This window comes from Flavobacterium sp. (assembly GCF_031423415.1).
Lineage (GTDB): Bacteria > Bacteroidota > Bacteroidia > Flavobacteriales > Flavobacteriaceae > Flavobacterium.
Genome location: NZ_JANPFL010000086.1, coordinates 1 through 1348, shown reverse-complemented (window position 1 = coordinate 1348; position 1348 = coordinate 1). Strand labels below are relative to the sequence as shown.

2 protein-coding genes are annotated in these 1348 nt (G+C 31.3%); both read right to left on the bottom strand.

The window, feature by feature from the left end:
• Positions 1-48: 48 nt before the first annotated feature.
• Positions 49-963, bottom strand: a complete 915-nt coding sequence (locus RMO83_RS07990; protein ID WP_310559154.1) for a metallophosphatase — start codon at positions 961-963, stop codon at positions 49-51.
• Between the two features lie 58 nt (positions 964-1021).
• A partial coding sequence (locus tag RMO83_RS07985; RefSeq protein WP_310559153.1) for a 5'-nucleotidase C-terminal domain-containing protein occupies positions 1022-1348 on the bottom strand: 327 nt, incomplete at its 5' end.

The window sequence follows — 1348 nt, the reverse complement described above, 5'->3', positions numbered from 1 at the left end:
AAAAGACAATTTTGCAGCCAATTAAAAAAAGTTTAAACCACTTCAATATCAGACAACAATAGTCCGTCCTTTGGTTGCTATTTCTTTATTCGAATCTAAATAAAAATCAATTCTACCAACATTAATTCCGTAACACCCAACTTGATTTACAAGAACATCTTTGTTTTCAATATTCTTAACAATGGTTGGTTTATCTAGAAAAGTATGTGTATGACCGCCAATAATTAAGTCAATATCTTTAGTTAAAGCTGCTAATTTTAAATCACAAATTCTATCAGGTTCGGTTTTATAAGAATATCCAATGTGCGAGAGGCAAATTATGATATCGCATTTTTGGTCTTGTTTAAGTATTCGAACCATATCATTCGAAATCTCTAAAGGATCGTTATAGACAGTTTCTTTATAATTTTTTTTATCTACCAATCCAGCCAATTCAACCCCTAGACCAAAAACACCAATTTTAATTCCGTCAATCGTAAATACTTTGTATGGTTTTACGTGACCATCCATTATTGTGTTTTTAAAATCGTAATTAGCAGATAGAAATTCGAATGTTGCGTTGGGCATTTGAGAAAGCAAACCCTCAAGGCCATTATCAAAATCGTGGTTACCGATTGCAGAAGCATCATACTTCATCATCGACATTAATTTGAATTCTAATTCGCCACCATAATAATTAAAGTATGGTGTTCCTTGAAAAATATCGCCAGCATCTAGCAACAATACATTTGGGTTTTCTTTGCGAATTTCGGTAATCAATTCGGCACGTTTTGCAACGCCACCCATTCCTGGATTTCTAGAATCATCCATCGGAAATGGATCGATATAACTGTGTACATCATTAGTATGTAAAATCGTAATATGTTTAAAATTTGCAGTTTGAAAACTACTTAATGATAATCCACCAAGTGTCAAAAATGCTGAACTTGCTGCCGTTTTTTGTATAAATTCTCTTCTTTTCATTTTAAATTATATTAAATCGCTAATGTGAATACTTAAAATTTGAATTATCACAACCAAATTATTGTACACTAACTCTAATTTTTTTATCGACCACTACAGTTTCTACATCTTTTAAATAATCAATAAGTATGTTTCTTAGTTTATAATCCATATCGTGGCTACCTACATTTTTCTTAAAAAAATTCATGTTATCTCCACCATTTGACAAATAATCTGATGTTGCAACCGAATAAATTTTATCCAATTCTAACGGCTTTCCTTGAACCAAAATATTCATGGGTTTCTTGTTAGAATCTATCGTAAATGTCATTCCAGATAACGGATGCGGTTTTTTTCCTTCGATATAATAGTTACACATTTCAAGAATTTGTTCGCCTTTTAATTC